Annotated in this window: 15 protein-coding genes; 14 read left to right on the top strand and 1 reads right to left on the bottom strand. The window is 70.0% G+C overall.

Annotated features, from left to right (window positions below; genetic code table 11):
• Positions 1-235 precede the first annotated feature (235 nt).
• The 12 genes from LWC35_RS03180 (at position 236) to LWC35_RS03125 (ending at position 12,842) form a co-directional block, all read left to right on the top strand.
• Entirely contained in the window at positions 236-1,414 is a 1,179-nt protein-coding gene (locus tag LWC35_RS03180; RefSeq protein ID WP_232868351.1) for an acyl-CoA dehydrogenase family protein, read from the top strand.
• Positions 1,411-2,631: a CaiB/BaiF CoA transferase family protein gene (locus LWC35_RS03175; RefSeq protein ID WP_308194450.1), complete on the top strand. Its 1,221-nt coding sequence runs from the start codon at positions 1,411-1,413 to the stop codon at positions 2,629-2,631. The genes LWC35_RS03180 and LWC35_RS03175 overlap by 4 nt, the downstream gene beginning before the upstream one ends.
• On the top strand, positions 2,624-3,601 hold the full coding sequence (locus LWC35_RS03170) for an HpcH/HpaI aldolase/citrate lyase family protein (protein WP_232868350.1): 978 nt from the start codon (positions 2,624-2,626) through the stop codon (positions 3,599-3,601). Before LWC35_RS03175 ends, LWC35_RS03170 begins: the two co-directional genes overlap by 8 nt.
• A gap of 1 nt (position 3,602) precedes the next feature.
• Positions 3,603-4,103, top strand: a complete 501-nt coding sequence (locus tag LWC35_RS03165; RefSeq protein ID WP_232868349.1) for a MaoC family dehydratase — start codon at positions 3,603-3,605, stop codon at positions 4,101-4,103.
• Between the two features lie 65 nt (positions 4,104-4,168).
• Complete coding sequence (locus tag LWC35_RS03160; RefSeq protein WP_232868348.1) at positions 4,169-4,906, top strand: IclR family transcriptional regulator; 738 nt, start codon at positions 4,169-4,171, stop codon at positions 4,904-4,906.
• A 65-nt stretch (positions 4,907-4,971) separates the two neighbouring features.
• On the top strand, positions 4,972-6,456 hold the full coding sequence (locus LWC35_RS03155; protein ID WP_232868347.1) for an aldehyde dehydrogenase family protein: 1,485 nt from the start codon (positions 4,972-4,974) through the stop codon (positions 6,454-6,456).
• Between the two features lie 14 nt (positions 6,457-6,470).
• Positions 6,471-7,229 carry a glucose 1-dehydrogenase gene (locus LWC35_RS03150; protein ID WP_232868346.1) on the top strand — a complete coding sequence of 253 codons (759 nt, stop codon included), beginning with the start codon at positions 6,471-6,473 and terminating at the stop codon, positions 7,227-7,229.
• Between the two features lie 28 nt (positions 7,230-7,257).
• Positions 7,258-7,479 carry a hypothetical protein gene (locus LWC35_RS03145; RefSeq protein ID WP_232868345.1) on the top strand — a complete coding sequence of 74 codons (222 nt, stop codon included), beginning with the start codon at positions 7,258-7,260 and terminating at the stop codon, positions 7,477-7,479.
• 73 nt (positions 7,480-7,552) lie between these two features.
• Positions 7,553-9,586, top strand: coding sequence for a hydantoinase/oxoprolinase family protein (locus LWC35_RS03140; RefSeq protein WP_232868344.1), 2,034 nt, complete (start codon positions 7,553-7,555; stop codon positions 9,584-9,586).
• Between the two features lie 11 nt (positions 9,587-9,597).
• The gene (locus LWC35_RS03135; protein ID WP_232868343.1) at positions 9,598-11,565 is read left to right on the top strand and encodes a hydantoinase B/oxoprolinase family protein; all 1,968 of its coding nucleotides are present in this window, start codon (positions 9,598-9,600) and stop codon (positions 11,563-11,565) included.
• A gap of 27 nt (positions 11,566-11,592) precedes the next feature.
• A complete protein-coding gene (locus LWC35_RS03130; protein WP_232868342.1) occupies positions 11,593-11,991 on the top strand; it encodes a hypothetical protein in 399 nt (132 codons plus the stop codon).
• Complete coding sequence (locus LWC35_RS03125; protein ID WP_232868341.1) at positions 11,988-12,842, top strand: alpha/beta fold hydrolase; 855 nt, start codon at positions 11,988-11,990, stop codon at positions 12,840-12,842. Before LWC35_RS03130 ends, LWC35_RS03125 begins: the two co-directional genes overlap by 4 nt.
• A gap of 1,428 nt (positions 12,843-14,270) precedes the next feature.
• Here LWC35_RS03125 and LWC35_RS40090 read toward each other — a convergent pair.
• Positions 14,271-14,966 carry an IclR family transcriptional regulator gene (locus LWC35_RS40090; protein ID WP_232868340.1) on the bottom strand — a complete coding sequence of 232 codons (696 nt, stop codon included), beginning with the start codon at positions 14,964-14,966 and terminating at the stop codon, positions 14,271-14,273.
• A gap of 132 nt (positions 14,967-15,098) precedes the next feature.
• On the opposite strand from LWC35_RS40090, the gene LWC35_RS03115 reads away from it, so the two are divergent.
• Both LWC35_RS03115 and LWC35_RS03110 read left to right on the top strand, forming a co-directional pair.
• A complete protein-coding gene (locus LWC35_RS03115; RefSeq protein WP_232868339.1) occupies positions 15,099-16,331 on the top strand; it encodes a CaiB/BaiF CoA transferase family protein in 1,233 nt (410 codons plus the stop codon).
• A 41-nt stretch (positions 16,332-16,372) separates the two neighbouring features.
• Entirely contained in the window at positions 16,373-16,987 is a 615-nt protein-coding gene (locus LWC35_RS03110) for a hypothetical protein (RefSeq protein WP_232868338.1), read from the top strand.
• The last annotated feature ends 3 nt before the right edge of the window (positions 16,988-16,990 follow it).

The following is a 16,990-nucleotide window of genomic DNA, read 5'->3' as shown; positions in this document are numbered from 1 at the left end:
GGGTGGTGGTCTATCTCTTGCTCGCGGCCGGGTTGCTCGCCGAACTGGGCGGCCCACAGGTGCGGGCCCGATGACCGCCGCGCTCGACCACGACGGCCGTATGCCGGCGCCGAGTGCGTCGGACGGGCGTGGTTGTCCAGTTCCCGGGTTGACGACATCGTCTGCGGTGGGCAAAGGTAGCCCGGCAAACGACACACTATGCCGCTGAACGGCACGACTGAAGGAGGCGGCTGTGATGAAGACGGCGACCGGTGAGGCGTCGGTCGGTCCCTTCCTCACGGAGGAACGGGTGGCGATCCAGGCGATGGCCAGGGACTTCGTTTCCCGGGAGGTCCTTCCCGTGGCGAACGAGCTGGACCCGGTCGGCGGCGAGATCCCGCTGGAGCTGCGCGCGAAGATGGCCGATCTCGGCTTCTTCGGCATCCTCATCCCCGAGGAGTACGGCGGGCTCGGCCTGGGTCTGTCCGAGTACGCGATCGTGGTCGAGGAACTTGCGCGCGGTTGGATGAGTGTGGCCAGCCTGGTCGCGCGGGGGCAGCAGTTCACGGCCGGGTTCACCGCCGAGCAGCGCGAGCGTTTCCTGCCGCGGATGGCGCGTGGCGAGTTTCTCTCCGCGTTCGCCCTGTCCGAGCCGGAGGCGGGTTCGGATGTCGCGAACCTGGCCACCCGAGCCCGGCCGGACGGCGACGGCTGGCGCATCACCGGACAGAAGATGTGGTGCACCTTCGCGGATGGGGCCGACTACCTGCAGGTGTTCGCACGCACCGAGCCCCTCGATCCCGCGCACCGGGCCCGCGGCATCACCTGCTTCCTCATGCCGAAGGAGCGCGGGACCCTGCCGGAGGGAGTCAAGGGCACCCCGGTGCGCAAGATCGGTTACCACGGGTGGAAGACCTGGGAGCTGTCCTTCGAGGACGCCTGGGCGGACGAGATCGTCGGGGAGCGGGGCCGCGGGTTCGCGATCGCCATGGGCGATCTCGACACTGCACGCATCCACACCGCGGCCCGCGCGATCGGGCTGGCCCGCGGCGGCCTGGAGGACGCGATCCGCTACGCGGCCGAGCGGGTGCAGTTCGGGAAGCCGATCGGGGAGAACCAGGCGATCCGTTTCAAGATCGCCGAGATGGCGACCGAGATCGCGGCCGCCCGTGCGCTCATGAACCAGGTCTGCGCGGCGGTCGACACTGGGAGGGCGAGCCCGCTCACGGCCTCCATGGTCAAGCTGTTCGCCTCCGACATGGCCGAGCGCGTCACCAGCGAGGCGCTGCAGATCCACGGCGGTGCCGGGTACACGACGGACTACCCGGTCGAACGGTACTGGCGGGACGCCCGGCTCACCCGCATCTTCGAGGGCACCTCGGAGATCCAGAAGCGGATCATCTCCGACGCACTGCTCGGGCGGGGTGGCCGGTGACGGCCGGCCCCCGGGGGCCCTTGACGGGGGTACGCGTGGTCGACCTCACCCAGATGCTGGCCGGTCCGTTCGCCACCGCGCTGTTGGCGGATCTCGGAGCCGACGTGATCAAGGTCGAGTCACCATCTGGCGACTTCATCCGCGACCAGGGGCCCTTCCCAGAGGACGACGAGGTCCGCGCGTACGGCGGCTACTTCCAGAGCGTCAATCGCAACAAGCGCGGGATCGTGCTGGACCTGGCGACGGACGCGGGCCGGGCCGCGTTGCTCCGCCTCGTCGAGGACGCCGACCTGGTGATCGAGAATTTCCGCAGCGGCGTGATGGAGCGGTTGCGGCTCTCCTACGAGACGCTCCGGGAGCACAACCCGCGGCTGGTCTACGGCGCGATCCGAGGCTTCGGCGACGCCCGCACCGGCGACAGCCCGATGCGGGACTGGCCGGCCTATGACATCACCGCACAGGCGATGAGCGGGTTCATGGAGATCACCGGCGCGGCCGACGGGCCGCCGACGAAGGCCGGACCCGGGATCGGCGACACGGTGCCCGCGCTGTTCCTCGTCGCCGGGGTGCTGGCGGCGCTGCATCGAGCCCGGGAGACTGGGGAGGGCGAGTTCGTCGACGTCGCGATGTATGACGCGCTGCTCGCGATGTGCGAGCGCTCGGTGTACCAGTACTCCTACACCGGGATCGCGCCGACCAGGCAGGGCAACGCCCACTCGCTGCTCTCGCCCTTCGACACCCTGCCGACCGCCGACGGCTGGGTCACGATCGCCGCGCCGACGGACGCGCAGTGGAGCCGGTTGGCCACGCTCATCGGCCGTCCGGACCTGGTCGAAGACCCCCGGCTTCGCACCGCGTCGGTGCGGGTCCGCAACGGCGAGCTGGTCCGTACGGTCCTGGTCGAGTGGACCGGAGCCCGTCCCCTCGCCGAGGTGGTGGCGGTGCTCGGGGGCAAGGTGCCGGTCGGGCCGGTGCAGAACGCGGAGATGATCTTCGGTGACCCGCACGTCGCGGCTCGCGCGATGCTGGTCGAGGTCGAGCAGCCCGGCTATGCGCGTCCGGTCACGATCGTCGGCAGCCCTATCAAGTTCGCGGGCCTGCCCGCGCAGGCCCCCCGCCGCGCCCCGCTGCTCGGCGAGCACACCCGCGAGGTACTCCGCGCCGCAGGCCTCGACGAGCCGGTCCCGTTCGCAGAAGGAGAGATCAAGAGTGCCTGAGAACACTCGTCCACAACGCGCCCGGCGCTCGTGCCTGGCCGTGCCGGGCTCGAGTCCGAAGATGATGGACAAGGCGCGCGGTCTGCGCGTCGACCAGGTCTTCCTCGATCTGGAAGACGCCTGTGCCCCGCTCGAGAAGCCGGGAGCGCGCAAGAACATCGTCGCGGCGCTCACCGAGGGAGGGTGGGGCGACCGGACCCGCGTCGTTCGGGTCAACGACCTGTCGACCGAGTGGGCCTACCGCGACGTGATCGAGGTCGTCGAGGGAGCGGGGGCGAGCCTCGACTGCGTGATGCTGCCCAAGGTGCAGTCGGCGGCCCAGGTGCAGTGGCTGGACGTCCTGCTGACCCAGATCGAGCTCGCGAACGGGCTGGAGGTCGGCAGGCTCGGCATCGAGGCACAGATCGAGGACCCCCGTGGCCTGGTGAACGTCGAGTCGATCGCCGCGGCGTCCCCCCGGCTGGAGACGATCATCTTCGGGCCAGCGGACTTCATGGCCAGCTCGAACATGCGCGGGCTGGTCGTGGGCGACCAACCGCCGGGCTACGACGTCGGGGACGCTTTCCACTATCCGCTCGCCCGCATCCTGATGGCGGCGCGGGCGAACGGCCTGCAGGCGATCGACGGGCCGTACGCGCAGATCCGGGACGTGGAGGGCTACCGGCGGGTCGCAGGCCGTTCCGCCGCCCTCGGCTTCGACGGCAAGTGGGTGCTGCACCCGGGCCAGGTCGAGGCGGCCAACGAGGTCTTCAGCCCACGTCAGCAGGACTACGACCACGCGGAGAACATCCTCGACGCCTACGAGTTCTCCACTTCGGTCGACGGTGGAGCGCGCGGCGCGGTGATGCTCGGCGACGAGATGATCGACGAGGCCTCGCGCAAGATGGCCCTCGTGATCGCCCTTCAGGGGCGGGCCGCCGGAATGAAGCGCCACGACATCTGGAGCCGGCCGACCGGCGGGGAGGGCTGAGATGCAGTTCGGACGCTATCTCGAGGAGTTCGAGGTCGGTGCGGTCTACCGACACTGGCCGGGGAAGACGGTCACCGAGTACGACGACCACCTGTTCTGCCTGCTCACGATGAACCACCATCCGCAGCATCTGGACGTGCACTACGCCGAGGGCACCCAGTTCGCCCGTAACATCGTGGTCGGCAACTACGTCTACTCGCTGCTCTTGGGCATGTCCGTGCCGGACGTCTCCGGCAAGGCGATCGCGAACCTGGAGATCGAGTCGCTGCGGCACGTGAAGCCGACCTTCCACGGCGACACGATCTACGGGGAGACCGAGGTGTTGGCGGTGACCCCGTCCAGGTCCAAGGACGACCGGGGGGTGGTGTACGTCGAGACCCGCGGCTACAACCAGGACGGGTTGGTGGTGTGCATCTTCCGCCGGAAGGTGCTCGTCGCGACCCGGGCCTACGGTGAGCGACACGGAGGCGAGCAGCCCCGTAGGCCGGTGCCCACCACTTGAGGGCGGGCTCGGGCCCACCCGAGCCTGTACCCTTGAGCGGCACACTTGGGTGCCAAGGGGGCTGCATGCAGGGAATCGAGCGAGGGCTGCAGGTCCTCGAGGCCGTCGCCGACCACCAGCCGGTCGGGGTCGGGGAGCTCTCCCGCGTCCTCGGGCTGAGCAAGTCCAGCGTGCAGCGAAACCTCCACGGCCTGGCCGCGGCCGGATGGATCCGACCGGTGGGCGAGGAGTACACGCGCTGGACGCTAACGGCGCGTGCGCTGGCGGTCGGCCAGCGCGGGTCGAACGAGGGCCATCTGCGGGAGATCGCGCTCGAGCCGATGCGCGAGCTGCGCGACCTGACCAACGAGACGGTCACGCTGCAGGTCCGGGAGGGGCTGCGGATGGTGCTCATCGAGCGGGTCGACTCGCACCAGGCCGTCCGCAACTTCGTTCGGCTCGGCGCCATCACGCCGTTTCCGGTGACCTCCGGTGGGCTCTCCGTGCTGGCCAGACTGCCCCGGGAGGAGCAGGACCGCATTCTCGCCGAACCCCTGGAGCAGCTCACGCCGCGCACGATCACCGATCCGGAGCGGATCAGGGCGCGATTCCCCGACGTCATCGAGACCGGCTACGCGGTGAACATCGGGCAGAACCGGACGGACGTGTGTGCCGTCGGGACGGCAGTCATGGACCCGGGCGGGCGTCAGCCCATCGCCGGCCTGGGGATCTCGATGCCGGCCTCCCGGTTCGACGAGCAGCGGGTGCCCTGGTGGGGCAAGCAGGTCCGCGCGACGGCCGCCGCGATCACCGAACGCCTCTGACCGCGGGCGGAGCCCGACCTCCCTCCTGCTTGACACGATCCTCGAGGCGCACCATCCTCCGGACATTGAGCGAAACAGTGTGCCGTTTAACGGCACACAGAAGGGCCGATTCAGTGAAGAAGCGGTATCAGGCATTCATCGACGGTGGGGATTCCTCGGCGATCTCCGGCGAGTACTTCGAGACGCGCGATCCGGCCACCGGAGCCGTGCTCGCGGAGATTGCTCGCTGCTGCGCGGAGGACGTCGAGCGAGCCGTGCGCGCGGCGGGCGCGGCCGCGCGCGGGTGGGCCCATACCAAGCCGGTCGAGCGGGGACGGACCCTCGCAGCGATCGCGGCCCGGATCCGCGCCGAGGCCGACCTGCTGTCCGAGGCCGAGACCCTGGACACGGGACAGCCACTCGCCCAGTCCCGCAGTGACGTCGAGACCGCCGCGCGGTACTTCGAGTACTACGCAGGGGGCGCCGACAAGCTGCACGGCGAGACGATCCCGCTGGGTGCGGACTACCTGTCCTACACCCGCGAGGAGCCCTTCGGGGTGGTCGGCTTCGTCCTCCCCTGGAACGCGCCGATCAACCAGGGCGCCCGTGGCCTCGCGCCGGCCCTCGCGGTCGGCAACACAGCCGTCGTCAAGCCCGCCGAGGACACGCCGCTGACCACGTTGGAACTGGCGCGGATCGCGTCCGAGTGCGGGCTGCCCGCAGGCGTGCTCAACGTCGTGCCGGGCTACGGCCGCGAAGTCGGCACCCCGATCGTCACCCATCCGGCGGTCCGCAAGGTCGCCTTCACCGGGTCGGTGGCGACCGGCCGGGAGATCATGCGGCTGGCGGCGGACCGGACGCTGCCGCTCACCCTTGAGCTGGGCGGCAAGTCCCCCAACATCGTCTTCGCCGACGCGGATCTCGACGCCGCCGCGCGCAGTGCGTTTGCCGCGTTCACATTCAAATGCGGGCAGGTCTGCTCGGCGGGCAGCCGGCTGCTGGTCGAGTCCTCGGTGCACGACGAGCTCGTAGAGCGACTCGTCGCCCGGGCCGGCCAGGTGCGCATCGGGCCCGGCATCGAGGACCCGGATGTCGGCTCGCTCGCCACGGCGGCGCAGTACGACAAGGTGCGCTCCTATCTCGAGATCGGTCCCGCCGAGGGGGCGCGAGTGGCGGTCGGTGGCGGAATCCCCGCCGACGAGCGGTTGGCCGGCGGCTTCTTCGTCGAGCCCACCGTCCTGGTCGACGTCGATAACGGGATGCGGGTGGCTCGCGAGGAGATCTTCGGCCCGGTCCTGTCGGTGATCCGCTTCGATGGTGACGACGAGGCCGTGCGGATCGCCAACGACACCGACTACGGGCTGGTCGCTGGTGTGTGGACCAGTGACCTGGGGCGAGCACACCGTGTTGCGGCCGAGATCGAGGCCGGCCAGGTGTTCGTCAACGAGTACTTCGCGGGCGGCGTCGAGACGCCGTTCGGCGGCTTCAAGTCCAGCGGTTTCGGCCGGGAGAAGGGCTTCGAGGCCCTCAAGCACTACACCCAGTCGAAGACCGTCACGGTCCGGATCTGACGGAGGGAGAAGCGATGCGGCTCGAGGGAAAGGTCGCGATCATCACCGGCGCAGGCGCCGGGATGGGGCGCGCCGGGGCACTGCGCTTCGCGGCGGAGGGAGCGCGCGTGGTGGTCAGCGACATCGACGAGGCCGCGGCCAAGGCCGTCGGCGAGGAGATCTCCGCTGCCGGTGGGACATCGGCGGTGGTCGCCGCCGACGTCGCCGCCGAGGAGGACAACCAGCGGCTTGTCGACACCGCGGTGCGCGAGTTCGGCGGGCTCGACGTGTTCTGGGCGAACGCCGGCATCCCGCAGGCGTTCCACCCCATCACCGACCTGTCGGTGGCCGAGTTCGACCGGCTGATGGCGATCAACGCCCGCGGCCCCTGGCTCGGGGCCCGCGCAGCGGTCGGTGCAATGAAGGCCAGGGGCGGCTCCATCGTGCTGACCGCATCGCTATCGGGCATCAAGGCGCGCGGCGACATGTCGGCCTACCAGGCGTCGAAGGGCGCGGCGGTGATGCTCACCAGGTCGCTGTCGAAGGAGTTCGCTCCCTTCGGGATCAGGGTCAACTCGGTCTGCCCGGTCGCCGCGACGACCCAGATGTGGGGGCAGTTCATCGACACGGTGCAGGACAAGGAGTCGGCAACCGCGGCCACCGCGGCTGCAATACCGCTGGGGCGCATGGCGACCGCGGAGGACGTGGCCAACGCCGCGCTGTTCCTGGCCAGCGACGAGTCCGCGTTCATCACCGGGGTGAACCTCCCGGTCGACGGCGGCGCGCTCGCCTGATCCCACGCCTTCGACACAAGGAGCACCTATGCACACCGACGTGAATCCCGGTCCGCGCGTGGAGCGCCAGCCCGCCGACGGCGCCTGCCCGGGGTGCGGGAAGGCCGAGCTGAGCCGCTATCCCGTGCTGTCTGAGGGCGGCTGGTACCAGGTCGTCAAATGTGGTGCCTGCCTGCACAGCGTCTCCCGGAAGCCGTGGGGACTGCTCGGCCCGATCACTCTGACCTCGCACGGCCTGGTCCTGGACTGACCCGGCTCCGTTCCCACCCGGCCTGCAGCCGGGCCCACCGACCGCAATGAAGCTTATCGGCAAAGGACGGAACATGATCGGAGTCGACGTAGGCGGCACCTTCACCGACGTGGTCGCGATCTCGAACGGCGAGATCCGCACGGTGAAGGTCCCCACGGACGTTCGCACCACGGAGAAGGGGGTTCTCGAGGGCGCGCGCGCCGTCGGGGTCGAGAGCTCCGCGGTGTTCAACCACGCCAGCACCCATGGGCTCAACGCCGTGATCACCCGGCGCCTGCCCAAGATCGCATTCCTTACGACGCTGGGTCACCGCGACATCCTCGACATGGGCCGGGTCTGGCGGCCTGCGGAGGGCGCTATGGATCCGGCCTGGCGCCGTTCCTTCGGCGACGCCGCCCGTCCACTCGTACCCCGCTACCTGCGGCGCGGCATCGCCGAGCGGCTCACAGCGGACGGCTCGGTGCTGTTCCCCGTCGACGAGGAGCAAGCCCGCGCCGAGCTGCGCGTACTGCGCGACTGCGCGGTGGAAGGCGTCGCGATCTGCCTGCTCAATTCCTACGTGGACAGTGTGCACGAGCGGCGGCTGCGCGAGTTGGTGCACGAGGAGCTCGGTGCGATCCCCGTCTCCCTTTCCAGCGAGGTCTCCCCGCTCGCCAAGGAGTTCGCCCGCGCGTCGACCACGGTGATCGACGTCTTCATGCAGATCATCTACGGGGCCTACACCCAGCGCCTGGACGCCGGGCTCCGCGAGCTCGGCTTCACCGGCGACCTGAACTTCGCCGACTGTGCCGCGCAGCTCGTCCGCTCCGACATCGCGATGGAGCACCCGTTCCGGATCGTGTTCGCCGGCCCCGCCGCGGGCACCGTGTCGAGCGCCCACTTCGGCCGGCTGATCGGCGCGCAGAACCTGCTGTGCTGCGACGTGGGCGGCACCTCGTGCGACATCAGCCTCGTGACCGAGGGGAAGCCCTTCGTCGACACCACGTTCGAGCTCGAACACGACCTCGTCGTGAACGCCCTGTCGAACGAAGTCACCAGCATCGGTGCGGGCGGCGGCTCGCTCGTCACGATCAACCAGGCCGGCGAGCTGAAGGTGGGCCCCGGCTCCGCGGGGTCCGACCCGGGGCCGGCCTGCTACGGCAACGGCGGCCACCAGCCGACGATGACCGACGCCTTCCTCCTGATGGGGATCCTGGACCCGGCCGGGTTTGCCGGCGGGACGATGCGGCTCGACGCCGACCTGGCGCGGTCGGCATTCGACAACCTGGACTCCAAGCTGAGCTTCGACCAGCGGGTGAGCTACGCGTTCAACATCGGCATCACGAACATCGCCGAAGGCGTCTTCAACATCGCCGTCCAGCACGGCGTGGACCCCCGGGATTACAGCCTGGTCGCCTACGGCGCGGCGGGCCCGATGATGCTGCCCGCCGTACTGGAGCAGACCCACGTGAAGGAGGTCGTGGTCCCGCCGCACCCCGGACTGTTCTCCGCACTGGGCCTGGTCAGCTCGGACCTCGTCTACTCGGACAGCCGCAGCGCCTACACGATCCTCGACCCCGCGTCCGGCCCCGTCATCGACGAGGTCTACCGCGACATGGAGGAGCGGCTGCGCCGCCAGATCGGCGACCGGCACGGCTCCGTCGAGTTCGTCCGCAGCTACGACGGCCGCCTCGCGGGCCAAACCTGGGAGACCCCGTTCATCGAGGTCCCGGGCGGCACAATCGACGCCGACGCCGTCACGACGATGATCGCGAATTTCCACCGTGCGTACGAGAAGCGCGCGGGCAACCGGTTCGAGGCGCTGCCGGTACAGGGCGTGACCTACCGAGTCCAGGCTGTCGTCGTGTCCGACAAGGTGGAGTACCCGACGCTGCCCGCGCGCGAGCCCGGCACGCGCGCCGAGCCCACGCGGCGGCTGACCATCCGGTACCTGACGGACGACGAGATCGACGCCGCCGAGTACGACCGCACCGCGCTGCGCGCGGGAGACGAGATCGCCGGGCCCGCCGTGATCCGGGAGCCGCTCTCCACCACCTTCCTGGTCCAGGGCCAGGTCGCGCGGATCGGCGAGTACGGCGAGATCCGCATCACCCGGGCCGCCGCGTGAGGGGAGAGGACATGACCGACACCAGCGTGGAGTCCAACGCGCCGACGGTCCCGCTGAAGGACCTCGATGACGCCCAGTTCCAGGAGCTCTACGGTACGGACCGGTTCACGGCGACCGTGCTGTCGAGCCGTGTCCGCTACATCGTGGACCACATGTGCACCGGCCTGCTGAACAACGCATTCTCACAGATCCTGCGCGACTGGTACGACTTCGCGGCGACCATCTCCGGGCCGCCGGCGCAGAACTACCCGATGAGCGCGGTGAGCAACAGCCTCGCGCTGTTCCTCGGCACCATGTGCGACGCCGTGCGCAACACCGTCGAGGAGTACGGGTCGGAGAACCTGCGCCCGGGCGACGTCCTGATCTGCAACGACCCGTACCGCTCGGGCACACACGTCAACGACATTCTGTTCATCCGGCCGGTCTTCGTCGACGGCGAGATCATCTCGTTCGTCTCGCTGCGCGCGCACCAGCTGGACATGGGTGGCGTCGTGCCCGGTGGGTTCTCCGGGACCAAGCGCAACGTCTACGAGAACGGGCTGGTCATTGCGCCGAACCTGCTCTACCGCGACGACCGGCCGCTGGCACCGACGTTCAACCTGATCTTCGACAACGCGCGGCTGGCGGCGCTCCTGCTGCCGGACATCAAGACCATCTACCAGAACCTGCTGCTCGGCGAGCGGCTGGTCATCGAGAGCGTCGAGCGTTACGGCGTGCAGGCCTACCTCGGCGCCCTGCGCTACAGCACGGACGTCTCGGCGGACGCGATGCGGGAGGGCCTGCTCGGCCTGCCCGACGGTGTCTACCTCGGCGAGGACGGCATCGACGCCGACGGCGTCGACGACTCGATCGAGTACCGGATCCGCGTGCGGATCACCAAGGTCGGAGGCAGGGTCGAGATCGACCTGTCGGGCACCTCACCCCAGGCGCGCTCCAGCGTCAACGGCACGATGCTCGATGCGAAGACGGCCGTCGGCATCGCGTTCAAGTACCTGATCGACCGGCACACGCCGTTCACCTCGGGCACGTACCGCGACATCGACATCGTCATCCCGCCGGGCACGGTGGTCAGCGCAACACCACCGGACGGTGCCGTCTTCATCTACTGGGAGACCTCGGAACCGCTGCTCCACGCGGTGTTCCGGGCGCTGCGCGACGCGCTGGGCGAGGAGGCGGTCGGCGGCAGCTTCGCCTCGCTGAACCTGCACAACGCCCACGGCCTCACCGACGACGGGACCCCCTGGCTCACGGCCTGCCAGACCGGCGGCGAGCACGGCCCGTGGGGCGCGACGAGGCACGGCGACGCGGACAGCTACACCGTCTTCTACACCGCCAACAACCTCGACCCGGCCACCGAGGCGATCGAGGCGGACATCCCGGGCGTCATCCTCCGCAAGGAGTACGCGCCGGACACCGCGGGTGCCGGGACGAACCGGGGCGGCGCCGCGGTCCGCAAGGACACCCTGTGGCTCACCGCAGCCGAGCACTTCACCAGCCCGCTGCACGTGCGTGCCCCCAGTGGCATCGGCGTGCACGGCGGTGCGGACGGCGCCGCGGGAGCCTGTTGGATCTTCCCACCCGAGACGTTCGACGTGCGCGAGCAAAAGCGGATGCTCGGCACGAACACCGAGGTGTACGCGGGCTCGGTGCCGGTCACCGGCGTCCTCGACCCCCAGACCAAGGCGCTCGACCCGGCGGGGGAGTACTTCTACTTCGCGAGCACGCCGAACTGGCAGACCAGCCCCGGCACGGTCTTCCGCTACCTCACCAACGGCGGCGGCGGATGGGGTGACCCGCTGCGCCGCGACCCGGAGCGGGTCAAGCGAGACGTCCGCGACGAGTACGTGACCATCGAGGGCGCCTACCGGGACTACGGTGTGGTGATCACCGGTGACCCGCGCTTCGCCCCCGAGCAACTCGTCGTCGACCTCGAGGCCACCCACGCCCGCCGGCGCGAGCTGCTCGCGCGCCGGGGCTGACCCCCCGATGCGGAAGGACAGAAGAAGATGACCGCACCACGGCTCGACACAGTGCGCCTCGCGACCGCGATGGCCGCGGACCCGGAGTTCCGCCTCCAGGCCCGCTACCTGAGCACGTCGATCAGAGTCGTCGTCGGGGACTCGCAGCGCTTCACGATCCAGGTCAGGGACGGGGTCGTCACCGAGATCGATCCCGAGGTGACCCTGTTCGACCCCTACGCGGTACTCCTGCAGGGCACCGAGGAGCAGTGGAGCAAACTGCTCGCCGCCGTCCCCGAGCCCTTCTACCAGGACTTCTTCCCCGCCGCACTGCGCCATGGCTTCCGCCTCGAGGGTGATCTGGAGACGATTATGGCGTACTACCCGGCGTTGCGGCGCCTCGGCGACCTGATGCGTTCCGTGAGCCCCGCGGCGGTGACCGCGTGAGCGCCCGGATCGCCGACATCGTCGGCCGGTACCTCTACCTGACCGTGAGCGGCGTGGAGTACCGCGTGTACTACGAGGAGGCCGGGCAGGGCGTCCCGGTCGTCCTGCAGCACACGGCGGGGAGCGACGGCCGCCAGTGGCGGCACCTGCTCGAGGACCCCGACTTCACCTCGAAGTACCGCCTGATCGTGGCAGACCTGCCCTTCCACGGTAAGTCGCTGCCGCCGGTCTCGGAGAGCTGGTGGACCGGCGAGTACTCGCTGACCATGGCCTTTTTCATGGAGTTCCACCTGGCCCTGGCCACCGCCCTCGAGCTCGACCGTCCGGTGTACATGGGCTGCTCGATGGGTGGGCACCTCGCGCCCGACCTGGCCCTGCACCACCCGGGCTTCTACCGGTCGGTGATCGGGGTCGAGGCCGGGGTGAACAGCCACGGCATGGAGCGGGTCCTGAAATGGTGGTACCACCCACGTCTGGGCAACGACACCAAGCCCGCGCAGATGTACACCCTGTGCGCGCCGCAGAGTCCCGAGGCGTACAAGCGCGAGACGATCTGGGCCTACAGCCAGGGCGCCCCGCCAGTGTTCACGGGCGACCTGAACTACTACCTGATCGAGCACGACGTCTCCGAGACGGCGAAGGACATCGACACCTCGAAGACGGCGGTCTTCGTCCTCAACGGCGAGTACGACTGGTCCGGCACAGTGGCCGGGGGCCGGGACCTGGCGTCCATGATCCCCGGGGCCGATCACGTCACGATGGACGAGGTCGGGCACTTCCCCATGTCGGAGAACCCGGACGTGTTCAAGCGCTACATCCTTCCCGTGCTGGAGAAGGCAGCGGCGGGCTGACCGGCCGTGGTTCCGGCGCCAGCACCGGGACCACGGCCCCCACCCCCCCACCCCGCACCTCCTCACCTCCCGACGACCGGAAATCGCTGTCCGGGCTCGTTGGGCGCAGTGCGCGTTGGCGGGAGCTGTGCACCGAGGCCGAGTGCGCACGGGGAGTTGCGCGACTGCTCGTCGTCGGGGAGCCGGGCTCGGGTTAGCGGGCGTTCGCGCGCGCCATCGCCGCGGCCGGCCCCGTCCGTGTCGTCGACGCACCCGCCGCCTCCCGAGGTCGCGGCGTGCGCGTCACGTCGCGCGCTGGCCGAGTTGGAGCGCGCCGAGGCGCGGGCGATTGCTAGCGCGCTGCGTGAGGCCAGCGGCAAGGCAGCAGGCGGCGGAGTCGCTGGGGTCGCGCGGTCCACGGGTCGCGTCCACGCTGTACCGCAAGGCCCGGGCTCGACTGGACCTGTCGTCGGTCGCGTACTGAGCTGCTGCGATCGGGTACGTCGGCCGAAGCCGGACATGCGCTCCGGCTCCGGCCGACGTTGCTCCGGCGCGCCCGACGTCAGTCCGCGGCGAGCGGATGGACCCCCTCCTCACCGCACCGGTCGAGGAAAGCCTTCCCGGGGCGGCCGTCGATGAGCCAAAACCAGCCGATGCCCTGCTTCTCGTGCCCGTGGATCTGCTCCTGGAACGTCTGCCGGGAACCCGGGAGGGAGAACCGTCGGCGAGATAGTCGATCAGCCCGAGCCGAGTCGCGAGGGCGCCGTTCGACTCGGCGTCCTCGTTGTTCCTGTGCTGGGTGTTAGGTGTAGTTCGCAGCGAGGCCCCGCAGGGAACCTTGGAAAGCGGTGCAGGACCGTGTTCAACGCCGGTCCGCGAGCCAGCAGGTTCCCGCCGGCGGATAGGGCCGCAGCGACGGCGGTGCGGGACCCGCCAGTGGTCTTGGCGAGCGAGGGGCGCGGCCCGTGCGCGGAGTAGGTCACCGGGATCCGGCAGTCCCAGCGCCGGCCCGCGCCCTCGATGCCGTCCCAGTCGGCCGTTCCGGTCTCGTGGTACGAGCGGATGGCGGCCAGGTAGTCGGCCGTCCGCTTTCGTGGCCTCCTTCAGACCGAGGTTGCGGACGGCATTGTCGCCGGTCCCCAGCCCGAGGAAGGCGCCCACTGCAGATCTCGTCCAGCGAGGCGATCGCGCCCGCAGTCACGGCCGGGTGCCGGTGACCGGGCTGGTCACGCCGGGACCGATGGCGAAGCCGCGGACGCACGTGGGCACCGTCGGAAGCGCTCGAACAGGCGGTCGCCGAGGTTGGCCCGCGCTGGCCGTAGTGACAGTTGTGGGTCGCCGGCGCGCCACGTTTCGAGTGCGAGGAGCCGCCGCCGGGCCCTTCCCGACGACGGTGACCCGAGCGAGGCGGCAGTGATCGACAACCAGGGGCAGACTGCGCCGACGTCCTCAAGGGAGGCGTGCGACGAAGCGCTCAGCCAGCAGTTCCTGGATCCGGGAGCCGATGCGTGGCAGATCGTCGCGCAGCCTCTCCGGGCGGATGGCGCACACGGCACCGACGAGCTCGCCGTCGGAGCGCCGGAGGGCGGTAGCCACGGAAAAGATCTTCGGCACCGTCACGCCCGGGTTGTAGGCCAGTCCCGTCGCCCTGATCTCCGGCAGCTCGGAGAGGAAGCGGTCCACCTCGGGCTGCTCGGCCGACGTGGCCGAGTGCAGCAGGGCGTCCATCTCGCGAGCCGGCATGCTCGCGAGAATGATCTTGCCGGACGCGGTCGAGTAGAGCGACCTGCGGCTGTGGTTCCGCGCGGCGAACTCGAGCGCCGGCTCGTCCCCGATCTGGTCGATGTAGACGAGCGACATCCCGACCTGGATCCCGATCATCACACTGCACCCGACCTCCGCATGGATGCGGGGGAGCAGATCGCGGTCGATGTCCTGCGCCGCCACGCCATTACCGTTGAGGGACAAGACGAACGGCGCGGGGCCCAGGCCGAACCGATGGTCCCGCTCGACGAGGTAGCCCGTCGCGACGAGGCCGTTCACCAGCTCGTGGATGGAGCTCTTGGGAGCGCCGAGGCGCTCGGCCAGGGCCGCGAGGGTCAGCCCCTGACGAACCGGCGCGACGCTCTCGAGGATCGCGGCCACACGGTCGACGGTGCGGTGATGGCGCGGAGGCACCGGCCGATCGTAGCGGCGGGCGTTGACTGACTTGCTGAGCGCACCTACCGTTCCGTACGCAGATGCGGACTATTGTCCGTATATATGGATGGGGCGTCGATGAAGAACTCTCGGGCATCTGTTGCGCAGGAGGGCACTCCGGCGCCCGACACCGCCCTCGACGGTGTGGTGGTGCTCGACCTCGGGCAGGTCTATGCCGGCCCGTACTGCACCCACCTTCTCCGATCGCTCGGCGCGACCGTGATCAAGATTGAGCCGTTCGGGGGTGAGCCGATCCGGTGGCGTTCCACCGGGGAGACGTCGGGCCAGGCGTTCCTGATGCTCAACGCGGGCAAGAAGGGGGTCCGACTGGACCTCAAGAAGTCCGAGGGCAGGCAGATCTTCCTGGACCTCGTCCGCCAGGCCGACGTCGTCGTCGAGAACTTCGCGCCGGGCGTGTTGGACCGTCTGGGAATCGGCTGGGAGGTGCTGCGCGAGATCCGTCCGGAGCTGGTGCTGGCGTCGGGTCGCGCCTACGGCCGGCACCCGGCGGCCGAGGGCTTGCGCGGCATGGACGTGACGGTGCAGGCCATGACCGGCATCGTGTCCACGACCGGCTTCCCGGACGGGGCCCCGGTCAAGGCGGGCGGTGCGGTCGTCGACTTCGCAGCGGGAACCCACCTCGCGTCGGCAGTCCTCGCCGCGTTGTTCCAGCGCGAGCGCACCGGCGTGGGGCAGCACGTCGAGGTGGCGATGCAGGACGCGATCGTGCCGACGCTGACCTCCAATCTGGCCGGTCTCCTCGAGGCCGAGGGGGACTTCCCCGAGCGAACGGGCAACCGGCACGGTGGCCTCGCGGTCTGCCCGTACAACATCTATCCGGTCCAGGACGGGTGGCTGGCCATCCTGTGCCTGCGCCCCAAGCACTGGCTCGACCTGTGCACGCTCATGGGCCGGTCGGACCTCGCCGCCGACCCGGTGCTCGCGACCCCGGCGGGCCGGGTCCAGAAGATGGACGACGTCGACGGCGCCGTCACGGCTTGGACGAGCCGGTTCGACAAGGACACCGCCTTCCGCCTCCTGCAGGATGCGGACATCCCGGCGGCGCCGGTCCGATCGCTCCGGGAGGTGCTGCACGATCCGGTCCTCCGCGACCGGGGGATGATCACCGAGATCGGCGAGGGCGCCCGGTCGAGCACGGTGCTGGGCAGCCCATTGCAGATGGGGGCGTCTCCGGTTCCCGACGCCGCGCCCGCTCCGCTCCTCGGTGAGGACACGGCCGCCGTCCTGCAGGAGCGGCTCGGACTGACGGACCAGGACCTGACACGCCTGAGGAGGGACGGCGTGATCTGAGCCCACCTCGACGAGGGGGCGGACGGCACGAGGTTTCAGGGATGCGGTTCGAGGTCGTCCACGTCGGCGACGTCGCCGGGTGGCTGGACCTCGTTGTCCGCCTCGACGAGGTGGGCTGCCTGGGCTGTGTGATGCCCACCGACCATCTGACGAGACTGATCACAGACAGCCTGGAGAAGTGGCTCGACCGGACGGTTGCCGTCGATCTCGAGGACCCGCGGGTCGCGACCACACGGGTGGTGGCGGACCCGGCGAGGGCAGCGGCACGGTCACCGTCCTCGATGCAACCGCCAGCGGCCGAGGGGGACATGGACCCCGGCCCGGACCTGGGCGAGCTGCGAGGCAAACGGATCCTCTTCCGGGTCGACTCGTTGTGGCGGTCCTGGGACTGGACCGTCGAGGAGTGGACCGCGCTGACCGCGGCCGGTGGCGAGGGGCTCGGCTACAGCCTCGCCCTCGTGGTGTCGGGCTTCTACGCCTTCTACCTCAATGGGCTTGGCCACCTCATGCCGGCCTTCCCCGTCCCCGCCGTGTTCGTGGCGGCAGGTGGCGTGCCGGTGAGCGGCGGCGGCCTGCTCGGACCCGAGGCCAGACACGTCGAGGTGGGGAGCGGACGGGGTCAGGGTCGACTTGACCCTGCAGCCGCCCCTCGATAGCGT

Source organism: Pseudonocardia kujensis (assembly GCF_021283305.1).
Taxonomy (GTDB): Bacteria; Actinomycetota; Actinomycetes; order Mycobacteriales; family Pseudonocardiaceae; genus Pseudonocardia; species Pseudonocardia kujensis.
Note: the sequence above shows the minus strand (reverse complement) of the source record. Positions and strands in the feature narration are given on the sequence as shown.